Origin of the sequence: Gracilimonas mengyeensis (assembly GCF_900182705.1) — a bacterium.
Taxonomy (GTDB): Bacteria; Bacteroidota; Rhodothermia; order Balneolales; family Balneolaceae; genus Gracilimonas; species Gracilimonas mengyeensis.
Genome location: NZ_FXTP01000022.1, coordinates 16798 through 38018 on the forward strand (window position 1 = coordinate 16798; position 21221 = coordinate 38018).

General features: G+C 44.5%; 20 protein-coding genes. 12 read left to right on the forward strand and 8 right to left on the reverse strand.

The window, feature by feature from the left end; all coding sequences use genetic code 11:
- Positions 1–162: 162 nt before the first annotated feature.
- From murA to FN815_RS18210, 3 genes are read right to left on the reverse strand one after another with little or no spacing between them, the layout of a single operon-like run.
- Positions 163–1431 (reverse strand): UDP-N-acetylglucosamine 1-carboxyvinyltransferase, encoded by a 1269-nt coding sequence (gene murA, locus FN815_RS18200; RefSeq protein WP_142456268.1) that lies wholly within the window; start codon positions 1429–1431, stop codon positions 163–165.
- Complete coding sequence (locus FN815_RS18205; protein ID WP_142456269.1) at positions 1424–1930, reverse strand: acyl-CoA carboxylase biotin carboxyl carrier protein subunit; 507 nt, start codon at positions 1928–1930, stop codon at positions 1424–1426. Before FN815_RS18205 ends, murA begins: the two co-directional genes overlap by 8 nt.
- Positions 1927–2193: a hypothetical protein gene (locus FN815_RS18210; RefSeq protein ID WP_142456270.1), complete on the reverse strand. Its 267-nt coding sequence runs from the start codon at positions 2191–2193 to the stop codon at positions 1927–1929. Before FN815_RS18210 ends, FN815_RS18205 begins: the two co-directional genes overlap by 4 nt.
- Before the next feature lie 383 nt (positions 2194–2576).
- Between FN815_RS18210 and FN815_RS18215 the strand changes: the two genes are divergently transcribed.
- The 5 genes from FN815_RS18215 to FN815_RS18235 all read left to right on the forward strand — a co-directional run bounded on the left by FN815_RS18215 (position 2577) and on the right by FN815_RS18235 (position 6246).
- The gene (locus FN815_RS18215; RefSeq protein ID WP_142456271.1) at positions 2577–3734 is read left to right on the forward strand and encodes a cysteine desulfurase family protein; all 1158 of its coding nucleotides are present in this window, start codon (positions 2577–2579) and stop codon (positions 3732–3734) included.
- Positions 3734–4285, forward strand: coding sequence for an LOG family protein (locus tag FN815_RS18220; protein ID WP_246075356.1), 552 nt, complete (start codon positions 3734–3736; stop codon positions 4283–4285). The genes FN815_RS18215 and FN815_RS18220 overlap by 1 nt, the downstream gene beginning before the upstream one ends.
- A 40-nt stretch (positions 4286–4325) precedes the next feature.
- Complete coding sequence (locus FN815_RS18225; protein WP_142456273.1) at positions 4326–4685, forward strand: DUF1499 domain-containing protein; 360 nt, start codon at positions 4326–4328, stop codon at positions 4683–4685.
- Positions 4686–4773: 88 nt separating this feature from the next.
- The gene (locus FN815_RS18230) at positions 4774–5214 is read left to right on the forward strand and encodes a cytochrome B (protein ID WP_142456274.1); all 441 of its coding nucleotides are present in this window, start codon (positions 4774–4776) and stop codon (positions 5212–5214) included.
- Positions 5215–5415: 201 nt separating this feature from the next.
- Positions 5416–6246 carry a DUF6252 domain-containing protein gene (locus FN815_RS18235; protein WP_142456275.1) on the forward strand — a complete coding sequence of 277 codons (831 nt, stop codon included), beginning with the start codon at positions 5416–5418 and terminating at the stop codon, positions 6244–6246.
- A 235-nt stretch (positions 6247–6481) separates the two neighbouring features.
- Here FN815_RS18235 and FN815_RS18240 read toward each other — a convergent pair whose 3' ends face one another.
- Positions 6482–7468, reverse strand: coding sequence for a DUF4915 domain-containing protein (locus FN815_RS18240; protein ID WP_142456276.1), 987 nt, complete (start codon positions 7466–7468; stop codon positions 6482–6484).
- A 185-nt stretch (positions 7469–7653) separates the two neighbouring features.
- On the opposite strand from FN815_RS18240, the gene FN815_RS18245 reads away from it, so the two are divergent.
- Complete coding sequence (locus tag FN815_RS18245) at positions 7654–10110, forward strand: penicillin acylase family protein (protein WP_142456277.1); 2457 nt, start codon at positions 7654–7656, stop codon at positions 10108–10110.
- Positions 10111–10430: 320 nt separating this feature from the next.
- On the opposite strand, the gene FN815_RS18250 is transcribed toward FN815_RS18245, so the two are convergent.
- Genes FN815_RS18250 through FN815_RS18260 form a run of 3 tightly spaced genes read right to left on the reverse strand, consistent with a single transcriptional unit; the run spans position 10431 to position 12485 of the window.
- Positions 10431–11048 (reverse strand): histidine phosphatase family protein, encoded by a 618-nt coding sequence (locus FN815_RS18250; RefSeq protein WP_142456278.1) that lies wholly within the window; start codon positions 11046–11048, stop codon positions 10431–10433.
- Between the two features lie 18 nt (positions 11049–11066).
- Positions 11067–11744 (reverse strand): hypothetical protein, encoded by a 678-nt coding sequence (locus FN815_RS18255; RefSeq protein WP_142456279.1) that lies wholly within the window; start codon positions 11742–11744, stop codon positions 11067–11069.
- Between the two features lie 30 nt (positions 11745–11774).
- Entirely contained in the window at positions 11775–12485 is a 711-nt protein-coding gene (locus FN815_RS18260) for a ComF family protein (RefSeq protein WP_246075358.1), read from the reverse strand.
- 91 nt (positions 12486–12576) lie between these two features.
- Between FN815_RS18260 and FN815_RS18265 the strand changes: the two genes are divergently transcribed.
- Positions 12577–13656: a helix-turn-helix domain-containing protein gene (locus FN815_RS18265; protein WP_142456280.1), complete on the forward strand. Its 1080-nt coding sequence runs from the start codon at positions 12577–12579 to the stop codon at positions 13654–13656.
- Between the two features lie 124 nt (positions 13657–13780).
- Complete coding sequence (gene ligA / locus FN815_RS18270; protein WP_142456281.1) at positions 13781–15778, forward strand: NAD-dependent DNA ligase LigA; 1998 nt, start codon at positions 13781–13783, stop codon at positions 15776–15778.
- A gap of 123 nt (positions 15779–15901) precedes the next feature.
- On the opposite strand, the gene FN815_RS18275 is transcribed toward ligA, so the two are convergent.
- Complete coding sequence (locus FN815_RS18275) at positions 15902–16939, reverse strand: agmatine deiminase family protein (RefSeq protein ID WP_142456282.1); 1038 nt, start codon at positions 16937–16939, stop codon at positions 15902–15904.
- Positions 16940–17253: 314 nt separating this feature from the next.
- On the opposite strand from FN815_RS18275, the gene FN815_RS18280 reads away from it, so the two are divergent.
- The 4 genes from FN815_RS18280 to sucD all read left to right on the forward strand — a co-directional run bounded on the left by FN815_RS18280 (position 17254) and on the right by sucD (position 21181).
- Positions 17254–17835 carry a sigma-70 family RNA polymerase sigma factor gene (locus FN815_RS18280; RefSeq protein ID WP_142456283.1) on the forward strand — a complete coding sequence of 194 codons (582 nt, stop codon included), beginning with the start codon at positions 17254–17256 and terminating at the stop codon, positions 17833–17835.
- Positions 17836–17903: 68 nt separating this feature from the next.
- Positions 17904–18110: a hypothetical protein gene (locus FN815_RS18285; RefSeq protein ID WP_142456284.1), complete on the forward strand. Its 207-nt coding sequence runs from the start codon at positions 17904–17906 to the stop codon at positions 18108–18110.
- Between the two features lie 256 nt (positions 18111–18366).
- Positions 18367–19983, forward strand: a complete 1617-nt coding sequence (pckA, locus tag FN815_RS18290) for a phosphoenolpyruvate carboxykinase (ATP) (RefSeq protein WP_142456285.1) — start codon at positions 18367–18369, stop codon at positions 19981–19983.
- Between the two features lie 322 nt (positions 19984–20305).
- Positions 20306–21181 (forward strand): succinate--CoA ligase subunit alpha, encoded by an 876-nt coding sequence (sucD, locus tag FN815_RS18295; protein ID WP_142456286.1) that lies wholly within the window; start codon positions 20306–20308, stop codon positions 21179–21181.
- The last annotated feature ends 40 nt before the right edge of the window (positions 21182–21221 follow it).

Here is a 21221-nt window from a genome sequence, read left to right on the forward strand (position 1 = left end):
TAATCTTGTCCAAACTCATTATCAAGCTCCGATCTTTTCAAGTTGTACTTGAAAAGTAAAAGTCCCAGAAGGCTTTGCCTTCCGTCCGATCTGGTTATTTTATCCTCGTTCCCAAGCTCCAGCTTGGTGAACGCTCGTGTGAAGCTCCTGCTTCAGTTCTGACTAGTCTTCATCCACCCGACGGATGTTAGCACCAACGGCTTTCAACTTATCCTCCAGAGATTCATACCCCCGGTCCAAGTGATAAATACGCAGCACTTCTGAACCATTTTCAGCAGCAAGAGCAGCCAACACCAAGCTCACACTGGCACGCAAATCTGTGCTCATCACGGAGGCACCCGTGAGCGGGGTTTTACCTTTGATGGTAACCGTATTCTTCTCTACATCCATATCTGCACCCAGACGCACTAGTTCGGGCACGTAACTAAAGCGATCAAAATAAACGGTATCGGTTACTTTGGAGGTGCCATCTGCCTGGGTCATCATTGTGGCCCATTGTGCCTGTAGGTCGGTGGGAAAGCCGGGATAGATCTCCGTTTTCAGAGACACCGGTTTCAGCACATCGGGAGCTTTTACTTTGATGATGGTACCTTCCACCGAAACTTCTGCGCCTGTCTTTTTCAACTTTTTGGTGAAGTTTCCGAGCTGTTCCGGATTGCAACCGGTAAGGGTCAGTTCTGATCCCGGAATCATGGCACCGGCAATCATAAAGGTACCCAGTTCGATGCGATCGGGATCGTTGGAAACATCCACGCCCTTCAACTCATCCACAGCGCGGACCGTCAACGTATCGGTCCCAATGCCATCAATGATCGATCCCATTTTTACCAGGTGGTTGCAGAGCTGCACCACATCCGGCTCTTTGGCAGCATTCTTGATGGTGAATTTCTTTGCTTTTAAGACGGAAGCCAGCAATAAATTTACGGTAGCTCCCACACTGCTGGGTTCAAGCTTGAAACTGCCCCCCTCAATCTTATCATCCGCTTTGGCAATCACATAGCCCTTTTCCAGGGAAATATCAATGCCCATGGCTTCCATGCCTTTGAGGTGTAAATCAACGGGACGAGGTCCCCATGCACATCCGCCAGGAAGTGAGACTTTGGCCTCTCCGTGCCGGCCAACCAAAGCGCCCAGCATATAAAAAGAAGCCCGCATCTTGCGAACCAAATCGTAGGGAGCTTCCAGGTGATTTACATGCGCCGGATCGATTCGAAGAATATTCTGCTCCTCTTCAAAGTCAACCTGCGCGCCGGATACACGAATCACATTATTGAAGGTATAAATATCCTTCAGGCGTGGAATATTTCGAATGGTGGTGGGAGTACTGCCAAGTAACGAAGCGGCCATCAGGGGCAAAGCGGCATTTTTTGAGCCGCTTATGGGAATAGTTCCTTTCAGTGATTGTCCGCCTTCAACAACAAATTTATCCAAGAGCTTCGATCTCCAATATGGGTGAATTTTTTTCTAGTGATTGCCCGACTTCGGCCGAGATGCTGTCAATGGTTCCGCTTATAGGGGCTTTTAACTCGTTTTCCATTTTCATGGCTTCGAGGATTACCACGGGCTGATCTTTTTCTACCTCATCTCCTTCGGCTACCATAATTTCCAGGATTTTACCTGGCATCGGGGCTTTCAGAATACCTTCGGCAGCAGCAGCGCCGGTTTTAAAGCCGAGGCGATCTAAGAGCAACTCCTGTTCATCTTTAACCTCTACCGAATGCCAAACGCCATTCATCGTAAATTCGATGGCATGACCTTCGTAGGATACATTATCAATTTTGTAGGTTTTTGTTCCCGTACGTAAAAGATACCGGCCGTTTACGTATTCAAAAGTGTAATCGCCCGACTTCTCCTCACTGGTATAGGTACCTGCTTCGGGATTTAAGGTGATGTCGCGGGCATTTTCGCCCAGGGTTGCCTGAAATTTCATTTGTTCTGCCGCATGTGTTTTATTCCGGATTTGGTAATTCTAAACGTACACTCTCTCAGGTTATCTGAATCATAAAAAGGGAGTGCGTTGTCAAAGGGCTGATCGGTATTTACGGTCTCTATCAGCCTTGAATTGATGAGGTTGATAAGATCGTCCCTTATTTCTCCATACTCCAGCTCAGTCTCCTCCTGAATCACTTCAAAGGGTTCAGGAAAAATAAGCCGGTCCAAAATTTTTCGCTCGGTTGGGGTAAGCTTTCTCATAGCCATTAAGATATAGCCGATATGAAATTATCACAAATGTTTAGAGGGATAAAGGATTAAAGATTTAAAAATTAAAAATTGAAGATTGGGCTCTTTATAAAAAGTCAACCATACTCAATCTTCAAGCAAATTACCTCTGGCAACATTTACCCTCCCCTTAATCCCCTCCCAGGAGGGGAAGGCTTTGGTAAGATTGGATTTGGGTTTTAATCACTTAGATGTTTATAAATTCATCATTCAAAATCCATCATTCCCAATTACTTCAATGTTCGATATTCAATGTTCCTTGTTCGTCATTCTTTATTCTTTCCGCCTGCTTTTCATTACGAATTTGGATATTTTCCGGCACCCAAATTTGAACCGGTAATCACAAAAAAGTATTCATGCCAACGGTTTATTTAGACCACGCCGCTACTACTCCGCTCGATGAGCGCGTTTTGGAGGCTATGCTCCCCTATCTCAAAGAAAATTACGGAAACGCCAACTCCCTGCATAACCTGGGCCAAAAAGCCAAAGTAGTGGTGGAAGAGGCCAGGCAAAAAGTAGCTGAACTTATTGGGGCCGAATCCAATGAAATTATTTTCACCAGTGGTGGGACCGAAAGCGACAACGCCGTAATTAAAGGAGTGCTTGCTGTTTCCGGTGATAAGAAAGAAGTGGTTACGTCTGAGTTGGAACATCATGCCGTACTACACACGGTAGAACTGGCTAAAATGCAGGGTATCAAACCCGTATTTGCAAAACCGGATAAGAACGGACTCATCACCCCGGAAGCCGTGGCGGATGCCATTACCGAAAACACTGCACTGGTAACCCTGATGCACGTTAATAATGAAATCGGCACCATCAACCCGATAGCTGAGATTGCGGAAGTATGCAAGGAAAAAGGCGTTCAGCTACACTCTGACACCGTGCAAAGTCTGGGCAAGCTTCCTATTGATGTGAAAGAACTGGGATTGAATTTTTTGAGTGGAAGTGCCCATAAAATTTATGGCCCCAAAGGCACCGGTATCATGTATGTCAAAAATGGTTCCCGATGGATTCCGTGGATGCAGGGAGGATCGCAGGAACGCCGCCGCCGTGGTGGCACCCTGAACGTGCCGGGCATTGTCGGCTTTGCCAAAGCGCTGGAGCTGGCCGTTGATGAAATGGACGATCACAAAAAACACTTTGAGAAACTCCGCACTCAGCTGCTGGAAAAATTGGAGCAGACGCTGGACTTCAACTACCAAATCAACGGATCTAAAAACGGGGTACCGCATATCCTGAATCTGTCGTTTAGCGACAACGAAGGCAACTTCATCGACGGCGAGATGTTACTGCTGAATCTGGATATTGAAGGTATTTGCGTTAGTAACGGATCGGCCTGTACCTCCGGAGCGGTGGAACCATCACATGTACTAAGTGGATTGGGTATGGAGGACGGACTGGCAAATTCCAGCATTCGTGTTAGCTTTGGCAAACAAAACACCGAAGAAGATGTCCACTATTTCGTTGAAAAACTGGATGCTGTACTAAAGAGAATGTTTACGGTTGCGTGATGAAAAACATCTGTGTGTATTGCGGTTCAAGAGAAAGCAAAAACCCAAATTTTCCAGCCCTTGCTGAGCGAGCGGGGCGCGAAATTGCCCAGCGTAACTGGGGTATTGTGTATGGCGGTGGTAAAGTAGGAATGATGGGCAAACTGGCCGATGCAGTACTGGAAGCTGAAGGTGAAGTTTTTGGAGTTATTCCCACGCGGCTAAAGAAAGCCGAGGTAGCCCATACCGGTCTCACCGATCTCCATGAGACGCAGGATATGCATACCCGCAAAGCGCTCATGGAATCATTATCAGATGCCTTCCTGGTGTTGCCCGGCGGCTTTGGAACGCTGGATGAATTTTTTGAGATCCTAACCTGGCGACAACTGGGCATCCACAACAAACCCATTTTTCTTATCAATGCGGAAGGCTACTTTGATGGCCTGGTGCAATTCACCAAATCGGCTGTTGAGTACGATTTCATCCGCAAGAGCAGCCTGGATTTATTTCATATTTGCGAAGATATCGACGATTGCTTCAATCAGCTGGAACGATTTTTTGAGCTGGATTGATACCATTGACGTGGATCAACAATCGAAAGCAAAGTAAACAATGGCTGAAGAATCTGTCAAAAATCCCTTACCCGCCTGTCCGGCTACGCCCAATTGTGTCCGTACAACCGAAAATTTTAAACACGGGATAGAGCAGGTTTTTGCTTCCCTGATCCAGCTTTTGGAACAGCAGGCACATAGTTTTGAAGTTACGGATCCCAAGCGAATTCAAATTCATGCCGTGTACCGAATACCAGTTTTTGGTTTTAAGGATGATGTCGACATAATTTTGGAAGAAGCTGAAGATGGCAGTTCTTCCATATTGTACATTCGTAGCGCCAGCCGGCTAGGTGCTTATGATTTGGGAGTGAATAAGCGCCGGGTTAAACGACTTGTCTCGGAGCTTCATGAACGATTGTAAAACATCCTACTGCTCCTAACTTTCTTAGAACGAATCTAAATTCTTGGCTATATTCCAAGTCCTATTATCACTTTTAAAACAACAGATTATGTATACCGGTTTATTGCACGCACACTCAGGACTTCGATGGATTGTTTTGGTTCTTATCCTTTGGGCTATCATTAAGGCTTTCTCTGGCTGGATGGGAGGAAAAGAGTACACAAAATCTGACCGGCTATCTGCCCTATTTGCCCTCATTTTTACGCACATTCAATTGCTTCTCGGGCTGGTGCTTTATTTTGTAAGTCCCAAAGTGCAGTTTACCGCCGATATGATGAAAACCACCCTGCTTCGCTTCTACACCATGGAGCATCTGGTATTGATGTTGGTCGCCATTGTACTTATCACTATGGGCTTCAGCAAAGCTAAAAGACTGACTGATGCTGTGGCCAAACACAAGAAAGTGGCTATTTACTATGGCATTGGTTTATTATTGATTCTTGCCGGAATTCCCTGGCCATTCCGCGGATTTGGTGCCGGTTGGTTCTAAATCAATTGGGGATTTATGATCCTCAATCATCTTAAAATGGATTTTGCTTGTTTACACTATCTTGAACTTAACAATGGGTTCTTTCTTTAACTCAAAAAAATGTGTTTATTAGTTTAAACATAAAGTTCAAGATAGATGTTTTTACTTCTCGGGTAACAAAATGTATTTACCGGATTATAAACCAGTACAAATCCAAATGTCATGAGAGTTATAGCCTTATTCTTTCTTTCGCTCACTTTAATTATCGGATGCTCCAATTCCGAAGAAAACATTGATCCTAAACTGGTTGGGGAATGGTACAAGGTTGAAAATCCCGGCACTTTTTCCAGCAATACTCCCCAACAGGTGTACACCGGTTGGCGCATTACAAAAGATGGAGGCATGGATCCGCTTGGAGTTGAATCAGCCACCGGTAAGCTGGCTCTGATTGACACCCGCTATCTGCCTGAAATCGGATTTGCCAATTCGGGAAAAATGGAAGTGACTTACTTTGCTCATCCCAATGTGGATACAGAGGTCATTCGGTACAGTATCCGCAATAATATGCTGATATTAGAAGGTAGGTTTGCCGCCGGCACCTATATAAGAAGCAAATTATCCAGTAAAATTGCCCCCGCTACCCCAGCTGACTTCAGCGTTCATAAGGGTGAAGAGATTCTCGAGAATGTTAAAGTTGATCACCGGGTACCTACTGCTTATATCACCAGGGAAAGTAATTCGGAATGGGTACTTCATGCAGAAATGAAATGGCAAAGGATCTCCATCCAAATCAATGATTTTATAGGTACGGGAACCTATTCTATAGGAAAAGATCAAGCCAACTATTCCACTTTTGGTACCGATTGGATTGGGCCAACATTTACCTCACCCGAAGATTCAGGGGGCACGGTTATCATCGCCGATTGTAATGCCCAAAATACCCGGTGCTCCGGAGAGTTCAACTTTAGAGTGAATAATGTTTCATGGGGAGCTGTAGAAGACACCACCTGGCATTCTTTCACCAGTGGTAGCTTTGATCTACCGGTCTACTAACTTCATCGACTGCTCTCTTAAAGTGAAACCTTTTTCTTAGCAGTAAAGTCTACTCACTGTTGATTTAACGCCAATTTGATATAAAGCTCGTCATTGCTGTAGGTGTTAGATAAATAATGGACAATTTTCTGGCTGTCACCGAATTATCTAACATCTACTGGGATGACGGAACTTTTTTTCGTTATTCTTATCTCGAACTCAAGTTAATTAAGGCACCACTATTACAATTTCAAAATCACTTTAGAGATTCAAACACTTCGAGCATCTGCTCATTGAGGATGTACACATTGTCCATTTGCTCAATATTTGGTACCGGTACCTCTTTGATTTTTTTCCGCTTTTTGATGTCAGTAACCATCACCCTATTCGAGTGATATTCGCTTGTCGGAATGATTTTAAGATACCGTTTCCGGGTAGCTGAAAGACCAATATAAGCTCTGTTCGCTTCCTCCGAAAAGTCTGCGCCACGACCAAAGCCTCCGGTTTTGATACTGTCAATCAGATTCCATTCCTTATCGTAGATTTTTACTGACAGATCGCTGCTGTCCTGTATCCAATAATTCCCATTTATTTTCCTTACGGAATGCGGACTTTGTAATTTTAAGGGAATCACTTCTTTGGTGTCCAGATTAATGACTCCACCCTCCCCTTGCTGTTTCACCAGCATCTCGAATAACATCCTGTAAAACAACCACCCATTTATGGTATGAATGAGCACACAGGTCTCTCCAGCATAGTTTTTGAATACCTGATTACAATGAAAACGATCTTTGATTTTCTCAAACTCCTCGCCTCCTTGTGCCCATTCCTTTTCCGTACGGAATTCATCTAATGATAAGCGCTTCACCACTTCTGCTTTTTCGGCATCATAGCCGATAGCTTCATCGTATTCGGTATTTGAAATCCAGAGCAGGTCATCCAGAAAATGAATGTCGTGGATATCGCCAACGGTGCCCAAATCAAGAGTCTTCCACGATTTACTTTTAACATTCAGCCTTCGAATCTCATCATTTACCGAAACAAAAAGCTCATCCTTGAATTTTTGAGGCCAGGCAATAGAACTCACTCCCACTTCTCCCCAATCATCAAAAAAAGAAACCGGTTCTATATTCTCGTCTTTATACATTATTTGAACAGGCTTGACCTGTGAGCGCTTAAGCTTTTGGTCCTCCTCTTTAGCGTTTTGAGAACCAAGGATCAGCAGATTATGTTGAACTTCCATCAGTAAATGTTTTATAGATCACTTTCAGGCTATTTCGAATTCCAGGTGAAGAAATAGACCTTAATTTTAGTTTCTTAAACCCCTGAACTTAAAGAAAATCATACCGATTAAGAATTCAATTCCCCATACTTAATGAAGCTTATATTTTTTAAGTTTGTACTTAACCTCTAACGGGCTCTTTTTCCATGAACACTATTGTCAAGTTTTTGATTTTCCTGCTAATCTTAATCATTGGTTTTGCCGGATTGGCTTTCTACTGGACGTTTTATAAACCCCTGCCCGAATATGAGGCCACCATCCCCCTTGAAGAACTGAATGAAGAAGTGGACGTATTTTGGGACAATTATGGAACCCCTCATATTTACGCCAACCAGGAAGCTGATCTCTATTTTGCACTTGGGTATATCCACGCCCAGGATCGCCTGTGGCAAATGACGCTAAGCCAGATTGCAGCCGAGGGCCGTTTTGCTGAGTTTTTTGGAAACGATGAGGAACTGATCCAGCTGGACAAATACCAGCGAACCATTGGCATCTGGAAGATTGCAGAGCAACTGGAAAAGGAGCTGAATGAAGAGGAGCTGGCTATCCTGGAAGCTTACTCAAGTGGTGTAAATCGTTTTATTGATGAAAACTCTAACCGTCTGCCCGTGCAGTTCGCCTTGGCGGATATGGAGCCATTGCGCTGGAATCCCGTACGCACACTGGCCGTTAGCCGTTTGATGGCCTGGGAGCTCAACATGAGCTGGTGGAGTGAAATCACATATGGCTATCTCCGCGATAATCTACCTCCGGAATATTTCCAGGATTTACAATTGGAGTTTCCCGACGACGCTCCGACTACCCTTAACGAGGGCGAAACCCGAGGACTCACCGCTTCCTTAATGCCCATGTTGCAGCAAGAAGTAGACCGCCGGAATATGCTGGAAATAGAAGGAACTCGTGTTGGGAGCAACGGCTGGGTGGTAGATGGTTCAAAAACTGATTCCGGTTATCCGCTGCTGGCCGGAGATCCTCACCTTGGTTTGGATATGCCTGGCAAATGGTATGAAGTGCATCTGAACCTGAATGGGAATGATGTATCCGGTGCCACCATTGCGGGCGTACCAGCAGTAATCATCGGCCAAAACGATGAAATGGCCTGGAGCTTCACCAGTATTATGAGTGACGATACTGACTTTTTTGTTGAACAGGTTGATCCTGAAGACCGAGGACGTGTGGTTTCCGATTCACTGAATGATTCTACCGCTGTGTATCAGCCCTTCACCAAAGAGCGCGAAATCATCAAAGTAAAAGAGGCAGATGACCAGTCGTTTGAGATTCGATACACCAAGCATGGTCCGGTAATTTCTGATATCTATCCTGCCCCTGAGCTAACGGATGACAAAGTCATTAGCATGCAATGGACCGGTCATCAGCTCACAAACGAAATGCGAACGCTTTATCAAATTAACTGGGCGGAAAACTTCCAGGAGTTTAAAGAGGCCTTGCCTACGTACGGGGTACCCGGTTTAAATCTTTTTTATGGGGATGTGGAAGGCAATATCGCCATGTATTCTGTAGCCAAGCTGCCGAAGCGTTCCGGCAATCCTATAACGTTGAGAGAGGGTTGGGCCCCTGAACAGGACTGGCAAGGTTTTATTCCCTTTGATGAAATGCCGAAGGTAATCAATCCCGAAGATGGTTGGATTGCCAATGCCAATAACAAGATCACCACCGATAGCTACCCCCACTATATTGCTACTTTTTGGGAGCCCCCATCACGGATCGAACGCATTGAGGAAATGCTGACAGCAAATCAAATTGTAAACACCAATGACTTTCAGGAACTTCAAAACGATACCTACTCCTCTTTTGCAGCCAAGCTGACACCCCGTATTCTCAATATCATTAAAAACCAAAATGCCTATGATTTCTCCATGCCGGTTTCCTACCTGGAGAACTGGAATTTTGAGTATGGTCTGAAATCTACGGCTGCTTCTATTTTTGATGTTTTCTTTCTGAAACTGACGGAAAATACACTAAAGGATGAACTGGGAGAAACGGCGTACACCAACTTCATTCACTATCAAACCATACCGGTGCGTACCCTAACATCGCTCATTGAAACCGAAAGTGTGTTATTTGATGATGTAACTACGCAGCAAGTCGAAACCAAAAATGAGATCGTGATCCAAAGCATGCAGGATGCCATTTTGTTTTTGAGTGATTCGCTGGGAAGCGAGCCTTTCGAGTGGCGCTGGGAGCAACTTCATACCCTTACACTTTCTCCCCCGCTGTTTGGTCGCGCAGCCTCTGATCCTGAAGCTCCAACTGCATTGAAAATGATCGTAGACAATGTTCTTAGTCATGGCCCTTATGATGTGCCCGGCCATGGGATGTCGGTCAATAACGGTCAATATCTCTGGAATAATCCTTTCAATATGGTGCTGGGACCCTCTATTCGTCGTATTTCTGATTTATCAGATATGAGCAGAAGCATGAGCATACTGCCCACCGGACAATCAGGTAACCCACTGTCCGAGCATTACGGCGACCAAACCGAGCTCTGGCTTACCGGGCAATATCGCTGGCTCTACCAGGATACTACAGCTAATACCGCCACTGATTTTAGAAAAATGCGCCTGATACCCACTTCAAATTGATCTGATCATATCAATTTAAGGATCTTTTGAGGTTGTACCTCCCACGGATCTTTTGAAGTTGTACTTCAAAAGTAAAAGCCCAAAGAGGCTGCGCCTCTAAAAAGTAGTTGATTCTATAATCAGACTAAGCTGTATCTATCACTCCCCTCCCTGATTTATGTGCAGGACAAGCCTCCTCATAAATCGGTCCCTCCTAAGGGACACAGTGCTTTGCTTTGATGAAGTTACTTGCCTACCCAAAATCCGTGATAAAGCAGAGAAAAGATCTTTTGAGGTTGCACCTCAAAAGCACAAGCCAACAGAGGCTGTGCCTCTACCAATCAAACCAGCTGTTTCAAGTGATTTACCTGATTTAGCTTAACCGCTTCAAATTTACCGTCCTTCCAGGTGAGATGATTGATGGCGGCGTTTTGGTGCTTCACCTTGTGCATGTTTTGCAAGCCGTAGCCCAGCCACTCGGAAAGCAAAATGCGGGTCAGCCGGCCATGAATCATAAACACGATGATTTCCTCTTTAGCCGTTTCCAGGATTTCCACCACTTTGGCATTGGCACGGGCAAACGTCTGGCGGGGGGATTCTCCCTCATCCGGAGCAAAATCCACATTACCGCTCTTCCACTCGTTATGAATAACCTCCACTTCATCTTTGATGTCAGTGAATGCCCGGCCTTCCAGCACTCCGAAATCAATTTCATCCAATTCCGGATATTTTTCTACGGTTAGCTTTCTTTGATCTGCCAGCGGTTGTACAGTTTCATGCGTGCGCACTAACCCGCTGGCTACAATTCGCTCCACCTCATAGTTTTCCAGTGCTTCGATGATAGCCTGTGCCTGCATTCTGCCGGTATCATTGAGCGAAGCATCTACACCACGCCCCTGAATAACACCTGTTTTGTTGTTGTCGGTCTCTCCATGACGGATAAAGAAAAGTTGTTTCATGCCTTAAAGGTCAGTCTTCTATTTTTTCTTTTTACTCTTATGATAGTTTTTGATCCGGATTAACTCATCCTCCATGTCTTCCACCTCACCGGTGAGCTTGCCTTCTTTCATTCCATATCGGATGAGCAGCATATTCAGCACACGATCTTCACGGGAAGGTCCGGAATCGCCGGATGTCTTCTTTTGTATAAACTGTATTAATAGCCGCAGCAGTCCCACTTTGTATAAAAAAATCAAAACCAGTCCATACCAAATCGCCTCAAAACTAACGGGCAATTGTAAAGATTCCATGATGTCGTTCAAGCTAATACCGATCAGCACAATGGCCGAGATTGTATAAACGACACCGTCCTTACTGAGAAATTTTACAATTGGATTGGATGGGATATTTACAAAAGCACTGGTGTTAAAAAACCAGAACAGATAAAAAGCCAGCGAGATCAGGGTAGCTAATAGGGGATTCAAGGATACCAATACCAGGATAAAAAACAGCATCAAGGAAAGTCCATCCGCACTTTTCACCCAGGCATCGGCTTCTTCAATAATCTGCTCCAGCGGGTATTTATCGAGCAAGCCGGGAATATACTCCTCTATCCCCTCTGCCGTGATGCGGTACCAATTGCCATTAGATGTGGTAATGCCATCGGATAGCTCCAGCATTTGCCACTTACTACGTCCTCGTTGAAAATTTTCCATGCCCAAATATAGGCTTAAAATTACTTTGATTCAGGCCTGTGCAACCGAAGCAATGGCAATATTCCCGGAACCTGCAGATCTCAATGCCTTTGCCAGCTCAAATGTGGTGGCGCCGGTAGTAAATACATCATCGATAATCACACAAAACGCTTCTTCTATTAAGTCGGGTCTCTGCACTTTAAAAGCTCCATTGATGTTTTCTCTTCTTTTCTCCAACGAAAAACCGGTTTGCGTGCGCGTATTCTTTACCCTTTTTATCGCCTGCTTTTTGAGAATATGCAAATTGGTTACCTCTGCCACTCCTCTGGTTACGTAAAAAGCCTGATTGTATCCACGTTTTTGTTCTTTTTTGGGATGAAGAGGAACTGGCACCAAACGTACTTTTTGATCTTCAATAGCTCTGATAAAAAAAGGATTTCGCAACAGAGTTTTACCCAGCTGCCGCCCTAAATCTACCCCTACGCCCGTTAAACGATTATATTTCAGCTGATGCAACAAATCCTGCAAGTGCCCGCCTTTATCAAAATTCCACAAGGCGTGCTGTAACACGATACCTTCCGGTAAAATAGTATCACTGCTTATTTGCTTGCCCTGCCGATTCGCCAGGTCAAATTTGTGTTCCAGGCAATGGGTGCAAACAAAGTGTTGGCTGGCCGATACTTTCATCCCGCAAACCACGCAAATAGTGGGAAAAATAACCTCCGAAATACCCTCTTTTATTTTTTTAACAAGTGATTTCATTTTGTACAATTAAAGCCAAAAGTTTGCTTTTACTGACAACTTTAATTACTTAGTTTTCTATAATCTCGCAAGCACAAAAAATCATCTGTCTATGTCTCTCGGTAAAGACCTCGCATCCATTCGAAAAAGCCAAAACCTCACTCTTGAGGATATCCAAAATGCGACTAAAATCCCGCTTCATATCTTAAAAAGTATCGAAGACGGACGCATCTTTTCCGACTTTGAAGAAAATACGACCTATATCCGCAGTTTTGTGCGCAGCTATGCCAAGGCGCTGAAGATTGAGGACGACGCTATTATACAGGCTTTGGATGAGAAACAAGCGGGCACCTACTCCGGCAGCCTACTCTCGGAAGGTCAGCAAGAAAATATCGACGATACTTTTGATGCCGAAGATGAAGACGTGACAGACGATGAATACCCCCAACCTACCACTCCTCCTCAAAAAAACAGACCCGCAGATAAAACACCCGAACCCAAAACTACTATTTCTGCTGAATCTGATGGGGTAGACTGGGCTAACCTTGGGCATAGTTACAATCCTGGAAGAAAATCATCCCGCATGTGGATGGCCGCTATTGTTGTGCTTGTAATTGTAGGCCTCGGGACAGCCGCTTTCTTTTTTGGTGATGCTTTATGGGGTGATGATACTGAAGATCCGGTTGAAGAAGTGGCTGATGACGCTACACAAGATGAACTCCCACCCGCCCCTGCCGATACAGCTGATATTAACAACGAAACCCTCGTTCCTGCCAACCAAGGCGATTCTGAAGCAGATGCTGATTCAACCGTCAGGAATCAAGGAAACTTAGCTGCCCTTGGCGATACGCTTACCGTAAGCGTTTATGCCGCTTATGGACAACTGGAGCCTGTGCGAGTGACCAGTGATTTTAACGGCCAAACCAATCCATTTTGGGTAGAACAAGGCGTGGCCCATATGTTTGATTTCAGAGACACTTTGATGGTTCGTGGACAGTACAGTAGATTGTTGCTACTCTTTAACGGGCATGTCATTGAAAACCCCCGCCAGAATTATTTCAGCCCGGAGAACGATGCCATTATGATTACGCGTTCAGTCTTAAGCCAGGATGAATATTTAGCACCTGCCCCCGAGGAATTTCCACTTGAGGTAGGTCCACCGGACAGTGTTTCTTACCTCATCCGTTTTTAGAATAAGTTTACAGTAGTAATGCAGTAAACCTGTCAGGTTTGAGTTCACTATTACTAGTTATGAATTGAGGCAAAACCTGACAGGTTTTTTCTTTCATTAAACCGACCAAACCACCATTTTTTTCATGAACAAATCGGAAGCAAAACAGCGGGTAGAAGAACTACGTAACCTGCTGGATGAAGCCAACCAAGCCTATTACCAGGACGCTCAACCTTTCATGAGTGACAAGGAGTTCGATGAAAAGCTGAAAGAACTCGAACAACTGGAAACCGAATTTGAGCTACAAGATCCTGATTCCCCTACCAATCGTGTAGGTGGTGAGGTCTCTTCAGTATTCGAAACGGTACAACATCCCGTGCCCCTTCTGAGTCTAGACAATACTTACAATGAAGAAGAACTCAACGATTTTGACGGCCGTGTAAAGCGTATTCTCGACCATGAGGATTACGATTATATGGTTGAATTGAAGTTTGACGGGGCTTCTATTCGTCTGCGTTATGAAAATGGAAAACTGGCTTTGGGGGCTACACGTGGCGATGGCCAACAAGGTGATGACATCACTAACAACGTAAAAACCATCCGGGATATCCCCATCAGTTTGAACGGTGATTACCCTGAAGTGGTGGAAGTCCGGGGCGAGGCTTACATGGAGCGGGAAGCTTTTGCGCGCATGAACCAGCATCGTGAGGAGCAAGGTCTTAGCGTATTTGCTAACCCTCGTAACTCTACAGCTGGCTCACTTAAAATGCAGGATCCCAAAGCGGTGGCACAGCGTCCCATTCGCTTTTTTGCTTTTGATTTGTTGCTGGATGAAGAAGACGACTCGCTCACCCAATTACGCAAAGTAGAAATGTTGCAGGAATTCGGGCTGCCGGTATCAGAGCACTACAAAGTTTGCTCCGGTATTGATGAAGTCCATCAGGTAATAAAAGACTGGGAAGAGCTCCGCCACGAGCTGCCCTATGAAACTGACGGGGTGGTCATCAAAGTAAACCAGAGTAATTTACGCGAGCAGCTGGGCTCCACTTCAAAATTCCCGCGTTGGGCTATTGCGTACAAGTTTGAGGCTGAGCAGGCAACTACTGTTATTAATGATATCACCTTGCAGGTTGGTCGCTTAGGAACCATCACTCCCGTAGCCGAACTGGAAGCCGTACAACTGGCCGGGACCACGGTTAAGCGAGCTTCACTTCATAATGAAGACGAAATCCAGCGTAAAGATATTCGCATTGGCGATACCGTGGTGGTGGAAAAAGCCGGGGAAATTATCCCGCAAGTTATCAGTGTGGTAAACCCGGACCGGGATGATCGAAATGAACCTTTTACTTTTCCGGATAAATGTCCGGCATGCGGCTCGGAACTTATTAAGTTAGAAGATGAAGTGGCATGGCGTTGTGTGAACCCTACCTGTCCTCCACAAGTGCGTATCCGTATTGAACATTTTGCTTCCCGTGATGCCATGGATATCGAAGGTTTGGGAGAATCGGTTGTGGATCAGCTGGTTTCTGAAAGTCTAATCAACACCTACGCCGATCTTTACGATCTTGAAAAAGCTCAGATTATTGAGCTGGAGCGTATGGCTGAGAAAAGTGCACAGAACCTGATTGATGCTATTGAGAAAAGTAAGCAACAACCGTTTGAACGGGTGATTTATGCACTCGGCATCCGATTTGTGGGCAAAACAGTAGCCAAAGACCTGGCTCGGGCATTTAAGACTATGGACAAGCTGCAATCACTGGCCGAAGAAGAGCTGGAGGCCGTGGATTCCATTGGACCACGCATTGCCGAATCGGTGGTGGAGTTTTTCAACAATGAGAAGAACCAAGCCATTGTACGGCGATTGGGTGAACATGGCCTACAGTTTGAAAAAGAGGAAGAAGAACAAGCTTCCAGTATTTTTGAAGGGAAGAAGTTTGTCCTCACCGGCTCCCTGCCTACCTATACTCGAAAAGAAGCCACTGAACTTATTGAAAAACATGGTGGAAAAACCACCTCCTCAGTTAGCGGAAACACCGATTTCGTGTTGGCCGGAGAATCTGCCGGAAGTAAGTTGGATAAAGCCAATGAGTTGGGCATCACTGTGCTGGATGAAGCCAAATTTCGGGAAATGATCGGGGAATGAGGTGTGATATGGTGATTGGGTGATATAGTGATATAGTGATTTTGTTTTTATGCTGTCTTCTGTAGATGCCGCATGTGTTGGCAGCAAACTTGCCACTAAAACCTAATCACTCAAAACTAAATCCTAAAAACTCAGAGCCCCATGCCACTGCTGGGTGATGGAATGAAGGGAGCATTTACCCCACAGCAAATCTTTAGAAGAAATTCCGATTATTTTTCGGCCTGAAAAGTAGTTTTTAAATAGTTCAACTGCCTGTCTATCATATTGGTTATCATACTGCGGAACCAGTACCACGCCATTAGCGATGTAGAAATTTGCATAGCTGGCGGGTAATTGTATTGAATCATTAAGCTTTACTTTTAGCAGAGGAAGCGTCTCGATGTTTAGCTTTTTTCCTCCATCCAGTCTTACTGATTCTAGCATTTCCAGGTTTTCTTGTAATATGGAGTAGTTAATATCCTCTTTGTCTTCACACACCATAGAAAGTACGGTATCTTCATTGAGCCAGCGGGTTATATTGTCGACTCGATCATCGGTATAATCATCTGCCAGACCACGCTTTAACCAAATGATTTGCTTCGCACCAAGATACTCCCGCAGTTTATGTTCAATATCTTCCTTGCTTAAATAAGGACTTTGGTTTTGATTTAGCAGCAGCGATTCTGTAGTTATTAACGCTCCATTCCCGTTTATATCAATCGAACCTCCTGCCAATTTCATTTCCGGTTTAAGCCGTTCGATTCCAAACTTTTCGGCAATATATTTAGGGACTCCATCCTCGTCTTTCCTGTCTGAGTATTCATTTCCCCAGCCATTAAATCCCCAATCTGTAATTACATAGTTGTTGCCTTTCTTCACAAACAAAGGCCCGTAATCCCTTGCCCGCACGTCATTTATTTTTTTCTGATGAATGATTACGCGGTCCAGGTCCACGGCCCGAAGTGAAAGTTTTTGCATCACCCGGTTTCGAACTTTCAGGTTTTCTACAAACAAATGAATAGGTTCATAAAAATGCAGTTCTTCTATGATTTGGCAATATACTTCTTCCACTTTGTGTGGTTGCTCTTCCGGCCAGGTTATTTGGTTTGATGGCCAATGCAATTGTGTGGCGGCATGCTGATGCCATTCTGCTGGCATTTGATAGCTGGGTTCAAGTATCATATTATTCTAATCCACAAATTGGTATAGCTGTAAAGCCTTGTGATCATTCGATGGCGAGGAATTTTCCTCATAAAAAAAGCGGACAAAAACCTGCCCGCTTAGCCCCAAAACCCAAACCATTACTGACATGAATGTATCCAAAAAAAATTGAAGATGTGATGAATATCAAGGATTTATTAGTTATGCCAAACAATTAATTTTATTGGCATTCTGTTGGTTTCCTAATATTAATTTTCTATAATCTAAGCTATATTCTACATTTATTTTACCAAATAAACTTATTACCAACCGTTTCACTGAGACAGGTTTAAAACATGAGTAGTTCGAAGGAAGTTACAGTCCTGTTAAACCGGTTAAAAGAAGGCGAAGAAAAAGCCTACGATGAGCTGTACCCTATCATATATGATAAGCTAAAGCATATTGCCCATCGCCACATGAACCGGCAATATTCTGAGCATACCCTTTCCCGTACAGAATTGGTCCATGAGACCTATCTCAAGATGATAGAGCAGGAAAACATTGAGGTAAACGATCGCCAGCACTTTCTGGCTATTGCCTCAAAGTGTATGCGCCAAATCCTTATTGACTATGCCCGCAAGAAAAATGCGGAGAAGCGGGGTGGTAAAAATAATGATTGTACCTACGTGGAAGGGATTTACACTGCATATGAACAACAGGCCCAGGAACTGATTGATATTGATGAAGCGCTAAATCGTCTTGCGGAACTTAATGAGCGGCTGAGCTCGGTAGTAGAAATGCGCTTCTTTGGAGAAATGAGTATCGAACAAACTGCTGAAGCACTCGATATTTCAAAAAGCACGGTAAAAAGAGACTGGATGAAAGCACGGGGTTGGCTTTATAAAGAATTAAAGGGACGGTTTGAAATAGATCGTTGAGCTTTTTTTGATTTGCCTACCGTATATCTAATAAAGGCAATGAACTTTAGAAGGCTAATATCACCAAAATGAATAAACAACGTTGGACAAAAATTGAGTCTCTGGTTGACGGGGCTCTTTCGTATCCAGAATCTCTGCAAAAGACCTACATACGCCAAAGCTGTAACTCGAATCCAGAAATCCGACAGGAAGCATTGGATCTTTTAATGGCTATAAAGGAATCCGAAGGGTGGATGGAGCAATTCTATCCTTTCAAAAAAATGTTTCTACGTTAAAGGATAATTCATACCCAGCTTAATTAATATTTTTAAATCTTTTTAGGAAAAGAGAGAAATCAGTGTCTTTATAAATTCATGCCAAGCCGAAATCTTACGTTCATATTTAAGTGCTATGGGTTCTTTGCATAACTAATAAAAGCGCTTCCATAAAAATACTAAAAAGGCTTCAAAACCCATTTTTGGCTATGGTAAGCTGTTAATATTATAGAACTGAATCCGTACCTTTTTTGGAAATAAATATTCAAAAAAAGCTATGAGTGTGGATTATCAAAAACAGCCCAAAAGCAAGACTGGGCTACAGTACCTTGGATTGGAAAGTAATGACAACATATTCTGGAATCTCAGTCCCGCTGAGTTATATGAACAGGTTATCAAACGCGAAGAGGCCGTTTTAACTAAAGATCATGCCCTAAGAGTGCTCACTGGTAAATTTACGGGGCGCTCGCCCATGGACAAATTTATTGTTGATCAGCCTTCTATACACAATGAAATTGACTGGGGTGAAATTAACCAGCCCATTTCAGAGGAAGTTTTTGACCGGCTGTATAAAAAAGCCATCACGTACCTGCAGGACAAAGACCTGTTTGTTAAAGATCTCTTTTGCGGGGCCGATGAGAATAATCGGCTGAATGTTCGCGTAGTTAGCGAAGCAGCATATCATGCACTATTTGCGCATAATATGTTCATTCGTCCATCCGCTGAGGAGCTGGCTAATCACGAACCTGAATTCACTGTGTTAGCTGCGCCCCATTTAAAGGCTATTCCCGATGAAGACGGTACCCGAAGCAGTACCTTCATCCTCTGCAATTTCGATAAAAAAATTATCCTCATTGGCGGCACCCTTTATTCCGGAGAACTGAAGAAGGGTATCTTCTCAGTCATGAATTATCTGCTTCCCAAAAAGGGAGTCATGGCTATGCATTGCTCAGCCAATCATGATGAAAATGGAAAAACAGCAGTATTTTTTGGTCTGTCCGGTACCGGGAAGACCACTCTTTCCGCCGATCCTGACAAAGTGCTTATCGGGGATGATGAGCATGGCTGGAGTGACGATGGGGTATTTAACTTCGAAGGCGGATGTTATGCAAAAACCATCAACCTTTCTAAAGAGAACGAACCCCTTATCCATGCCACTACTAAGATGCCGGGCACTATCCTGGAGAATGTAGTGCTGGACGAGAAGAGGAGACCGGATTTTGATGACGTCAGCCTCACCCAAAACACCCGCTGCTCTTATCCCCTGGATTTTATCCCAAATGCCAGTGAGACCGGGCGTGGTGATCATCCCGAAAACATCATCTTCCTGACAGCTGATGCTTTTGGTGTACTCCCTCCTATCTCACGGCTCACACCCGGGCAGGCCATGTATCATTTCATCAGCGGATATACAGCAAAAGTAGCAGGTACCGAGCGTGGTGTTACCGAACCCCAGGCTACCTTTTCCGCCTGTTTTGGAGCCCCATTTATGCCTTTGCATCCAACAGTATATGCCGAACTGCTTGCTAAAAAAATTCGCAAACACGGTTCCAAAGTATGGCTGGTAAACACCGGATGGACTGGTGGGGCTTATGGAACTGGTCATCGCATGAAATTGGCCCATACCCGCCGGATGCTAAGCGAGGCGATTGCCGGCAACCTGGATAAAGAAGAATTCATCAAAGACCCGGTATTTGGCTTGGCAATCCCCAAAAAAATAAACGGAGTGCCTAATGAGGTTCTTATTCCCCGTAACACCTGGAAGGATAAAGCCGCCTACGATGCCAAAGCAGAAGAATTAGCCCAAATGTTTGTAGAAAACTTCAGCCAGTTTGAGGAGGAAGCCAGTGAGGAAATTCTCTCTGCCGCTCCGAAAATTACAGTTAGCAGTTAGCAGTTAGCAGTTAGCAGTTAGCAGTTAGCAGTTAGCAGTTAGCAGTTAGCAGTTAGCAGTTAGCAGTTAGCAGTTAGCAGTTAGCAGAAGCTTGGCAAAACTATTGTTCAGAGCAAGCTTTCAATTCAAAATTCAACACTTACCATTCAAAATTAATCTTCCATCTTTAATTTTGAATCTTGAATTCCTGATCACTGACTACTGATAACTGTTTACTGCTAACTAGCGCCATTGCAAACTGTTTTTACAAGTATTTCTGTTTCAATTCGTCCCCACAGATGCTATATTCCCAACCTCGAAATTTTAACTTCAAGAAAAGTCTATGAGCGTTTTAGTCGGAAATGATACCCGCTTAATTGTACAAGGATTTACCGGAAGTGAGGGTAGCTTCCATGCCGGACAAATGATTGAATACGGCACCAATGTTGTTGGCGGGGTTACGCCTGGAAAAGGCGGACAAACCCACTTAGATCGTCCCGTTTTTAATACCGTGGCCGAAGCCGTTAAAGAAACTAATGCCAATACATCCGTTATTTTTGTACCCCCGGCTTTTGCCGGCGATGCCATCACCGAAGCCGCTTTTGCCGGTATCGAGGTGATTATTTGTATTACGGAAGGTATTCCTGTTAAGGACATGATCACGGCCAAACAAATTGTTACCAGCCATGGTGCAACTTTAATTGGACCTAATTGTCCCGGCGTTATCACTCCCGGCGAAGCCAAAGTAGGTATTATGCCCGGTAGTATCTTTACTCCCGGAAAAGTGGGCCTTATCTCCCGTTCCGGTACGCTTACCTATGAAGCCGTTGATCAGCTTACTAAAGTTGGCCTTGGTCAAAGTACTGCTATCGGTATTGGCGGTGACCCAGTGATTGGCACCACTCACCTGGATGCCGTTAAGCTTTTGAATGATGACCCGGATACTGAATCTATCGTGCTTATTGGCGAGATTGGTGGTACGGCTGAAGAAGAAGCCGGAGCCTGGATCAAAGACAATGTAGACAAACCTGTGGTAGCATTTATTGCTGGTTCTACGGCCCCTCCCGGACGTCGCATGGGACATGCCGGAGCTATCATCTCTGGTGGCAAAGGAACCGCACAGGAAAAGAAAAAAGCACTGGCTGAAGCTGGTATCACGGTAGTGGAAAGCCCGGCTGAGATCGGCGTAACGCTGAAGAACCTGCTGGAAACGGCTTAAGTTTTTCTGTCTTTATTATTTTCTTACAAACCCCGTTTCA

What these genes read in the sequence shown, in the direction of transcription:
- FN815_RS18205 (WP_142456269.1), bottom strand. Translation starts at nt 1,930, where the DNA reads ATGAAATTTCAGGCAACCCTGGGCGAAAATGCCCGCGACATCACCTTA.
- FN815_RS18210 (WP_142456270.1), bottom strand. Translation starts at nt 2,193, where the DNA reads ATGAGAAAGCTTACCCCAACCGAGCGAAAAATTTTGGACCGGCTTATT.
- FN815_RS18215 (WP_142456271.1), top strand. Translation starts at nt 2,577, where the DNA reads ATGCCAACGGTTTATTTAGACCACGCCGCTACTACTCCGCTCGATGAG.
- FN815_RS18220 (WP_246075356.1), top strand. Translation starts at nt 3,734, where the DNA reads ATGAAAAACATCTGTGTGTATTGCGGTTCAAGAGAAAGCAAAAACCCA.
- FN815_RS18225 (WP_142456273.1), top strand. Translation starts at nt 4,326, where the DNA reads ATGGCTGAAGAATCTGTCAAAAATCCCTTACCCGCCTGTCCGGCTACG.
- FN815_RS18230 (WP_142456274.1), top strand. Translation starts at nt 4,774, where the DNA reads ATGTATACCGGTTTATTGCACGCACACTCAGGACTTCGATGGATTGTT.
- FN815_RS18235 (WP_142456275.1), top strand. Translation starts at nt 5,416, where the DNA reads ATGAGAGTTATAGCCTTATTCTTTCTTTCGCTCACTTTAATTATCGGA.
- FN815_RS18240 (WP_142456276.1), bottom strand. Translation starts at nt 7,468, where the DNA reads ATGGAAGTTCAACATAATCTGCTGATCCTTGGTTCTCAAAACGCTAAA.
- FN815_RS18245 (WP_142456277.1), top strand. Translation starts at nt 7,654, where the DNA reads ATGAACACTATTGTCAAGTTTTTGATTTTCCTGCTAATCTTAATCATT.
- FN815_RS18250 (WP_142456278.1), bottom strand. Translation starts at nt 11,048, where the DNA reads ATGAAACAACTTTTCTTTATCCGTCATGGAGAGACCGACAACAACAAA.
- FN815_RS18255 (WP_142456279.1), bottom strand. Translation starts at nt 11,744, where the DNA reads ATGGAAAATTTTCAACGAGGACGTAGTAAGTGGCAAATGCTGGAGCTA.
- FN815_RS18260 (WP_246075358.1), bottom strand. Translation starts at nt 12,485, where the DNA reads ATGAAATCACTTGTTAAAAAAATAAAAGAGGGTATTTCGGAGGTTATT.
- FN815_RS18265 (WP_142456280.1), top strand. Translation starts at nt 12,577, where the DNA reads ATGTCTCTCGGTAAAGACCTCGCATCCATTCGAAAAAGCCAAAACCTC.
- ligA (WP_142456281.1), top strand. Translation starts at nt 13,781, where the DNA reads ATGAACAAATCGGAAGCAAAACAGCGGGTAGAAGAACTACGTAACCTG.
- FN815_RS18275 (WP_142456282.1), bottom strand. Translation starts at nt 16,939, where the DNA reads ATGATACTTGAACCCAGCTATCAAATGCCAGCAGAATGGCATCAGCAT.
- FN815_RS18280 (WP_142456283.1), top strand. Translation starts at nt 17,254, where the DNA reads ATGAGTAGTTCGAAGGAAGTTACAGTCCTGTTAAACCGGTTAAAAGAA.
- FN815_RS18285 (WP_142456284.1), top strand. Translation starts at nt 17,904, where the DNA reads ATGAATAAACAACGTTGGACAAAAATTGAGTCTCTGGTTGACGGGGCT.
- pckA (WP_142456285.1), top strand. Translation starts at nt 18,367, where the DNA reads ATGAGTGTGGATTATCAAAAACAGCCCAAAAGCAAGACTGGGCTACAG.
- sucD (WP_142456286.1), top strand. Translation starts at nt 20,306, where the DNA reads ATGAGCGTTTTAGTCGGAAATGATACCCGCTTAATTGTACAAGGATTT.